The 7595-nt window shown below is 70.9% G+C and carries 6 protein-coding genes and 1 pseudogene; 2 read left to right on the top strand and 5 right to left on the bottom strand.

The window, feature by feature from the left end; all coding sequences use genetic code 11:
- A partial coding sequence (locus ACXAID_RS25905) for an FAD-dependent oxidoreductase (protein WP_475025044.1) occupies positions 1-862 on the bottom strand: 862 nt, incomplete at its 3' end.
- Positions 859-1935 (bottom strand): uroporphyrinogen decarboxylase, encoded by a 1077-nt coding sequence (hemE, locus tag ACXAID_RS25910; RefSeq protein WP_475025045.1) that lies wholly within the window; start codon positions 1933-1935, stop codon positions 859-861. The genes ACXAID_RS25905 and hemE, both read right to left, overlap by 4 nt.
- A 130-nt stretch (positions 1936-2065) precedes the next feature.
- On the opposite strand from hemE, the gene ACXAID_RS25915 reads away from it, so the two are divergent.
- The gene (locus ACXAID_RS25915; RefSeq protein WP_475025049.1) at positions 2066-2602 is read left to right on the top strand and encodes a DUF3000 domain-containing protein; all 537 of its coding nucleotides are present in this window, start codon (positions 2066-2068) and stop codon (positions 2600-2602) included.
- 5 nt (positions 2603-2607) lie between these two features.
- Positions 2608-3885, top strand: coding sequence for an HRDC domain-containing protein (locus ACXAID_RS25920; protein WP_475025046.1), 1278 nt, complete (start codon positions 2608-2610; stop codon positions 3883-3885).
- Positions 3886-3906: 21 nt separating this feature from the next.
- Here the strand turns inward: ACXAID_RS25920 and dxs are convergent, their stop codons facing one another.
- The 3 genes and pseudogenes from dxs to ACXAID_RS25935 form a co-directional block, all read right to left on the bottom strand.
- Positions 3907-5820, bottom strand: a complete 1914-nt coding sequence (gene dxs, locus ACXAID_RS25925; protein ID WP_475025047.1) for a 1-deoxy-D-xylulose-5-phosphate synthase — start codon at positions 5818-5820, stop codon at positions 3907-3909.
- Positions 5821-5848: 28 nt separating this feature from the next.
- Positions 5849-7177, bottom strand: coding sequence for a Na+/H+ antiporter NhaA (gene nhaA / locus ACXAID_RS25930; RefSeq protein WP_475025048.1), 1329 nt, complete (start codon positions 7175-7177; stop codon positions 5849-5851).
- A gap of 95 nt (positions 7178-7272) precedes the next feature.
- Positions 7273-7595: pseudogene (locus ACXAID_RS25935) on the bottom strand (class I SAM-dependent RNA methyltransferase); the annotation flags it as partial.

A 7595-nucleotide genomic window follows, 5' to 3' on the forward strand; every position in this document is an offset into this window, starting at 1 on the left:
GCGCGACACCGGAGATCAGCGGGGGCAGACGGGGCGCGGGCACGGCGAGCACGACCGCGTCGGCGGCCCACCGGGCGCCTTCGTCGTCCACGAGCTCCCAGCCACCCGGTTGCTGCACCAGCTCGCGGACCGCCACCTGCGCCCAGCGCAGCGCCGAACGGCGGACCAGTTCGTCGAGCAGCACCGTGTAGCCGCCGTCGAGAGCACCGAACACCGATCCCGGGGCCGGCGGCGGCAGCGCCGTGCGGACCGCCTCGGTCAGGTTGCGCGCTCCGCGGTCCAGTGCGGCCGCCACGGTCGGCGCCGCCGCACGGATCCCGATCGTCGCCGCCGAGCCGGCGTACACCCCGGCCAGCAGCGGGTCGACCGAACGCACCACCACCTGCTCGCCGAACCGGTCGCCGACCAGTTCGGCCACCGTCGGATCGGCGCCCGGGCGCCAGGAGAACGGCCGTGCCGGCTCATCGAGCATCCACCTGATGGTGGCCTCGTCGACCAGACCGGCCAGCGCGGACGGCTGCGACGGGATGCCGTTGACGGTGCCGGCGGGCAGTGGATGCAATTGGTCCTCGCTGTAGATCAGCGGGCGCGCCCCGGTCGTGGCGATCTGCTTGTCCGACAACCCCAACTCGGCCAGCAGTGCGGGCACCTCGGGGCGCCGCACCACGAACGCCTCGGCCCCGACATCGACGGGCTGTCCACCGATGCGCTCGGTGCGCAGCACCCCGCCCAGCCGGTCGGCCGGGTCCAGCACCGTGATCGAGGCGTCCGGGCCGGCCGCCACCCGCAGCCGGTAGGCTGCGACCAGGCCCGAAATCCCTCCTCCGACAACGCAATACCGAGGGCCGGCGGATGTGGTCACAGCTCGTGCACCAGCGCGACGGCATCGGTGATGATCTCGGGGTCGGTACCGGGCAGCACGCCGTGGCCGAGGTTGAACACGTGACCGACCGCACCTGCGTCGATCGCGCGCCGGCCGTCCTCGACGACATCGCGCACCGCACGCGCCACCACCGGCCACCCCGCCAGCAGCACCACCGGGTCGAGGTTGCCCTGCAGAGCGCAGCCGCGCCGGACCCGCGTAGCCGCATCGGCCAGCGCGGTGCGCCAGTCGACCCCGACCACGGCAGGGGTCGGATGCCCGGCCCCTTCACCGCGGACGGCCTCGGACATGGCGCCGAGCAGTTCGGCGGTGCCGACCCCGAAGTGGGTCATCGGGACGCCCCGGCCGGCCAGTTCGGTGAACACGCGGGTGCTGTGCGGCAGCACGTGAGCACGATAGTCGGCCAGCGACAACGTGCCCGCCCACGAGTCGAACACCTGGATGGCGTCGACACCGGCGTCGATCTGGGTCTGCAGAAAAGCGATGGTGACATCGGTCAGCGCGGTCATCAAGGCGTGCCAGGTGTCGGGATCCCCGAGCATCATCGCCTTGGTGCGCTCGTGGTTGCGGCTGGGTCCGCCCTCGACGAGATACGACGCCAGGGTGAACGGCGCACCGGCGAAGCCGATCAGCGGCACCGCGCCGAGCGCCCCGGTGAGCTGGGTGACCGCGGTGGCCACCGGCGCCACCCGCTCACGCTCCAACGGCGCGATCGCCGCGACATCGGCACGGCTGCGCACCGGACGCTCGATGACCGGTCCGACATCGGGCACGATGTCGACGTCGATACCGGCGGCCCGCAGCGGGACCACGATGTCGGAGAACAGGATCGCCGCGTCCACCCCGTGCCTGCGCACCGGTTGCAGGGTGATCTCGGTGATCAGGTCGGCATCGAAGCAGGCCGCCATCATGGTGTTCTTGGCCCGCAGCGCCCGGTACTCGGGCAGTGAGCGGCCGGCCTGGCGCATGAACCACACCGGCACCCGGTTCGGTTTGCGCCCGGCCACAGCGGCCAGGTACGGGGATTCGGGCAGCTCGCGGCGCGTGTTCATCGATCCCCATGGTGCCATGTCCACCTCCCGGCGAATCGGCGCGCCATGACCACAGACCAGGCGGTATGGACTAGCGTCAGACGGCGTGACCACCGCCGAACCGGCTCAGTTCCGTGAAGCGGTGGCGGCGATGAATGCCACCACCGTTCGACCGGAGATCGAGCTCGGTCCCATCCGGCCGCCGCAGCGGCTGGCGCCGTTCAGCTACGCGCTCGGCGCCGAGATCAAACACGCCGAAACCGCGATCATCCCGGAGCGATCCGAGGGCGACGCGTTCGGACGGCTCATCCTGCTGCACGACCCCGAGGGGGCCGACGCCTGGGACGGGACGATGCGCCTGGTCGCCTACATCCAGGCCGACCTGGACTCCAGTGAGGCCGTCGACCCGTTGCTGCCCGAAGTGGCCTGGAGCTGGCTGGTGGACGCGCTCGAGCAGCGTGCCGAGCACGTCACCGCGCTCGGGGGCACCGTCACCGCCACCACCTCGGTGCGCTACGGGGACATCTCCGGCCCCCCGCGCGCCCATCAACTCGAGCTGCGCGCGTCGTGGACCGCGACCACGCTCGAGCTCGGCCCCCATGTCGAGGCGTTCTGCGAGGTCCTCGAGCACGCCGCCGGTCTGCCGCCCTCCGGGGTGACCGACCTGAACTCGCGGTCACGCGCCTGAGCTCGATGAGCGAGTCCGACTCCGCCGGTTCCGCCCTCGAATCCGAAGCCCAGCCGGCGCAACCCGATGGAACCCCCCTGCTGGCCCCGCGTGACGGCGTGCCCGGGGTGTCGGCCAGCCGGGGCGAGATCGCCCGCGCGGCCGACCTGCTCGCGTCCGGCTCGGGCCCGTTCGCCCTCGACGCCGAGCGCGCCTCCGGGTTCCGCTACTCCAACCGCGCCTACCTGATCCAGATCCGGCGGGCGGGGGCCGGCACCGTGCTGATCGACCCGGTCAGTCACGGCGGCGACCCGGTGGAGGTGCTCGCCCCGGTCGCCGAGGTGCTGTCCACCGACGAATGGGTGCTGCACGCCGCCGACCAGGACCTGCCGTGCCTGGCCGAGCTCGGGATGCGGCCGGTGTCGCTGTACGACACCGAATTGGCCGGGCGCCTGGCCGCATTCGACCGGGTCAACCTCGCCGCGATGGTGCTGCGGTTGCTGGGTCTGCAGCTGACCAAGGGGCACGGCGCCGCGGACTGGTCCAAGCGGCCGCTGCCCGATGACTGGCTGAACTACGCGGCCCTCGACGTCGAGGTACTCGCCGAGCTGCGCGACGCGATCGCCGCGGTGCTCGCCGAGCAGGGCAAGACTGAGTGGGCCCGCCAGGAGTTCGAGTTCCTGCGGACCTTCGAAGCCGCACCCACCCGCCGGGACCGGTGGCGCCGCACGTCGGGTATCCACAAGATCCGCAACCCGCGTGCGCTGGCCGCGGTGCGTGAACTGTGGACCACCCGGGATCAGATCGCCCGGCGCCGCGACATCGCGCCCGGCCGGATCCTGCCCGACAGCGCGATCGTCAACGCCGCGACCACCGATCCCGACACCGTCGACAAGCTCACCGCGCTCCCGATCTTCGGGGGTTCCAAGCAGCGGCGCAGCGCCCAGGTGTGGCTCGATGCGCTGGCCCGGGCCCGGACCACCACCGATCCGCCGAACTCGGCCGAACCCGCCAACGGTCCGCCTCCCGCGTCGCGGTGGGCACGTCGCAAGCCGGAGGCCGCCGCGCGTCTGGAGGCCGCCCGGTCGGGCCTGAACCTGCTCGCCGAGCAGGTCTGCGTGCCGGTGGAGAACCTGCTGTCCCCCGACACGGTGCGCCGGTTGTGCTGGGACTGGGAACCGGTCGGCGACACCGAGGGAACCGCGACCGCGGTCGAGGCGTTCCTGCGCGAGTCCGCCGCCCGGCAATGGCAACGCGAACTCACCGTGCCGGTGCTGACCGCGGCGCTGGCCGGCCTGAACTGAGCGCCGGCCCGCGCGCGAGGGTCAGTCGAGCTGCTGGCTGACTTCCTGATCGCTGTCCGAAGTCCCCAGCGCGGCGACCCAGCCGGTGATCTGGCGGGCGATGTTGCGATCGGTCAGCCCGACCGAACCCAGCACCTCACCTCGTGAGGCGTGCGCGAAGAACTCCTGCGGCAGCGCGGCGTCCCGGCACGGCACATCGATCTCGGCGCGGCGCAGCGCACTCGAGACGGCCGAGCCGACCCCGCCGTGCTCCCCGTTGTCCTCGAGGGTGACGACGAGTTTGTGCTCGGCGGCCATCGCGACGACCTCCGCCGGCACCGGCAGCACCCAGCGCGGGTCCACCACGGTGACCCCGATGCCCTGCTTGCGCAGCCGTTCGGCGATCGCCAGCGCCATCGTGGCGAACGGGCCGACCGCCACGATGAGCACATCGCCGGACAGGCCCTCGGCGGGTGCGGCCAGCACGTCGACACCCCCGCGCCGCTCGAGCGCCGGAACGTCTTCGCCCACATCGCCCTTCGGGAAGCGGACGGCCGTCGGCCCGTCGTCGACGTCGAGCGCCTCGGCGAGTTCTTCGGACAACCGGGCGCCGTCCCGCGGGGCCGCGACCCGCATGCCGGGCACCACACCGAGGATGGACAGATCCCAGATGCCGTTGTGGCTCGCGCCGTCGGGACCGGTGATTCCCGACCGGTCCAGCACCATGGTGACGGGCAGCTTGTGCAGCGCGACGTCCATCATGATCTGGTCGAACGCCCGGTTCAGGAACGTCGAGTAGATGGCCACCACCGGGTGCATCCCGCCCATCGCGAGCCCGGCCGCCGAGGTCATGGCGTGCTGCTCGGCGATCCCGACGTCGAAGAACCGGTCCGGGTAACGCTGCCGGAATGCGCTGAGCCCGGTCGGCCCCGGCATCGCCGCGGTGATCGCCACCACGTCGCGGCGCTTCGCCGCGAGCTGGATCAGCGTCTCGGAGAACGTCGACGTCCAGCCCGGGCCCGGAACCGAACGCGCCAGACCGGTCTGCGGGTCGATGACCCCGCAGGCGTGCATCTGGTCGTCCTCGTCGTTCTCGGCCGGTGGATAGCCCATCCCCTTGCGGGTGACGACGTGCACCACCACCGGGGCGTTGAAGCCGCGGGCGTGGCGCAGGGCGCTTTCCACCGCGTGCTCGTCGTGCCCGTCGATCGGGCCGACGTACTTCAAGCCCAGGTCGGTGAACATCACCTGCGGGGAGATCGCGTCCTTGATGCCGGCTTTGATGCTGTGCATGCACTGGTAGCAGAACTCACCGATGACGGGGACTCCGCGCACCGCCTTGCGGCCCTCGTCCAGCACCCGCTCGTAGCCGGGCTGCAGGCGCAGCGCCGCGAGGTGCTCGGCGAATCCGCCGATGGTCGGGGCGTAGCTGCGGCCGTTGTCGTTGACGATGATCACCACGGGCCGACCGGAGGCGGCGATGTTGTTCAGCGCCTCCCAGCACATCCCGCCGGTCAGCGCGCCGTCGCCGACCACGGCGACCACGTGCCGGTTGCGGTGCCCGTTGAGCTCGAAGGCCTTGGCCAGGCCGTCGGCATAGGACAACGCCGAGCTGGCATGACTGGACTCCACCCAGTCGTGCTCGCTCTCGGCCCGCGCCGGATAACCCGACAGCCCGTCCTTCTTGCGCAGCGTGTCGAAGTCCTGGCAGCGCCCGGTGAGCATCTTGTGCACATAGGCCTGGTGCCCGGTGTCGAACAGGATCGGGTCGTGCGGCGAGTCGAAGACACGATGCAGCGCCAGCGTCAGTTCCACGACGCCCAAGTTGGGTCCCAGATGCCCACCTGTGGCCGCGACCTTGTGGATCAGAAAGTCGCGGATTTCCCGGGCCAGCTCTTCGAGCTGCGCCTGTGTCAGGTGCTGCAGATCAGCGGGACCGCGGATCTGTTCAAGCATTACGCCAGTCTACGCACGGCGGTCGGGGTCAGTCCTGTCGAGACTGGTACACGTCGGGCACGCCGTCGCTGTCCTGGTCGACGGCTTCTTCCTTGCAGATGCGCCGGTAGGTGGCGTTCCTGGTCAACAGCAGCGCCGACGCCAGTGCGGCGGCCAGCAGCGAACCACTCAGCACGCCGATCTTCACGAATTCGTCACGTTCGGAGCCGAGCCCGTAGGCCAGATCGCCGATCAGCAACGACACGGTGAACCCGATACCGGCCAGCATGGACACCCCGAGCACGTCCACCCAGCGCAGCGACGAGTCCAGGTTGGCCCGCGACACCGAGGACAACACCCTCGTGGTGAGCAGGATGCCGATGGGTTTGCCGAGCACGAGGCCGAAGATGATGCCCAGCGTGATCGGGTCGGTCAGGGCGCGGCCCAGCCCGCTGAGTCCGCCGATGTTCACCCCGGCGGCGAAGAACGCGAAGATCGGGATGGCGAACCCGGCCGAGATCGGCCGGAGCAGGTGCTCGAAGTGTTCGGCCATGCTCGTCTCGACCTTTTCGCCGTTCTTGGTGGCCGGTCGCAGCACCGGGACGGCGAAGCCGAGCAGCACGCCGGCGACGGTGGCGTGCACCCCGGATTCGTGCACCATGACCCACGTCACGATGCCCAGGGGCACCAGGATCCACCAGGACTGCACACCGCGCTGGACGGCCAGCGCGAACAGCCCCAGCGGGATCAACGCGCCCAGCAGGGCCCAGATGACGATCGAATCGGTGTAGAAGATCGCGATGACGGTGATCGCCAGCAGATCGTCGACCACGGCCAGCGTCAGCAGGAAGGTGCGCAGCGCCGAGGGCAGGTGGGTGGAGATGACGGCGAGCACCGCCACGGCGAAGGCGATGTCGGTGGCGGTCGGAATCGCCCACCCCTGCAGCGCGCCGTCGCCGACGCGGGCGGTGAACGCGACGAAGATCACCGCGGGAACCACCATCCCGCCGACGGCGGCCGCGATGGGCAGCGCCGCGCGCCCGGGATCACGCAGGTCCCCGGCGACGAACTCGCGTTTGAGCTCGAGCCCGACGACGAAGAAGAAGATCGCCAGCAGCCCGTCGGCGGCCCATTCGCCGACCGACAGGTCCAGGTGCAGGCCCAGCCAGTGCCCGCCGAGGATGAAATCGCGGACCCCGAAGTAGCTTTCCTTCCAGGGCGAGTTGGCCCACACCAGCGCGGCGGCGGCGGCGACCAGCAGGATCACGCCACCCACGGTCTCCTTGCGCAGGATCTCCGAGATCCTGCTCGTCTCGGCCCAGGAGCCGCGAGCGAAGAGCGCTCGTTTGACCTGCTGTCCGCGGGGTTTAGAAGTCACAGCCTGCTTTCGGTCGGAGTCGACGAGTCACTCGCCGACCAGGCTTCCCGGCACACCAATGCCATATTTTATGCCACCCGTCCAGATCACGCCCACTATCGTCGCAGCACCGCGACGCACTCGACGTGGTGGGTCAGCGGGAAGGAATCGAACACCCGGAGGTCCTCGACCTGGTATCCGCGGGCCCGGTAGAGGCCGATATCGCGCGCGAATGACGCTGCCTCACAACCGATGTGGATGATCCGCGGGACTTCCGCGGCGGCCAGCCGGTCCACCACCTCCCGACCGGCCCCGGTCCGGGGCGGATCGAGCACCGCGACGTCGGCACGCCGGCGCGCAGCCGTCAGCGCGCGGCGCACCGAGTCGGTCACCACCGACACCGCCCCCAGGTCGGCCAGCGCCGCGCGGGCCGCGCGGG

This window comes from Mycobacterium sp. ABE4_509 (genome assembly GCF_056160785.1).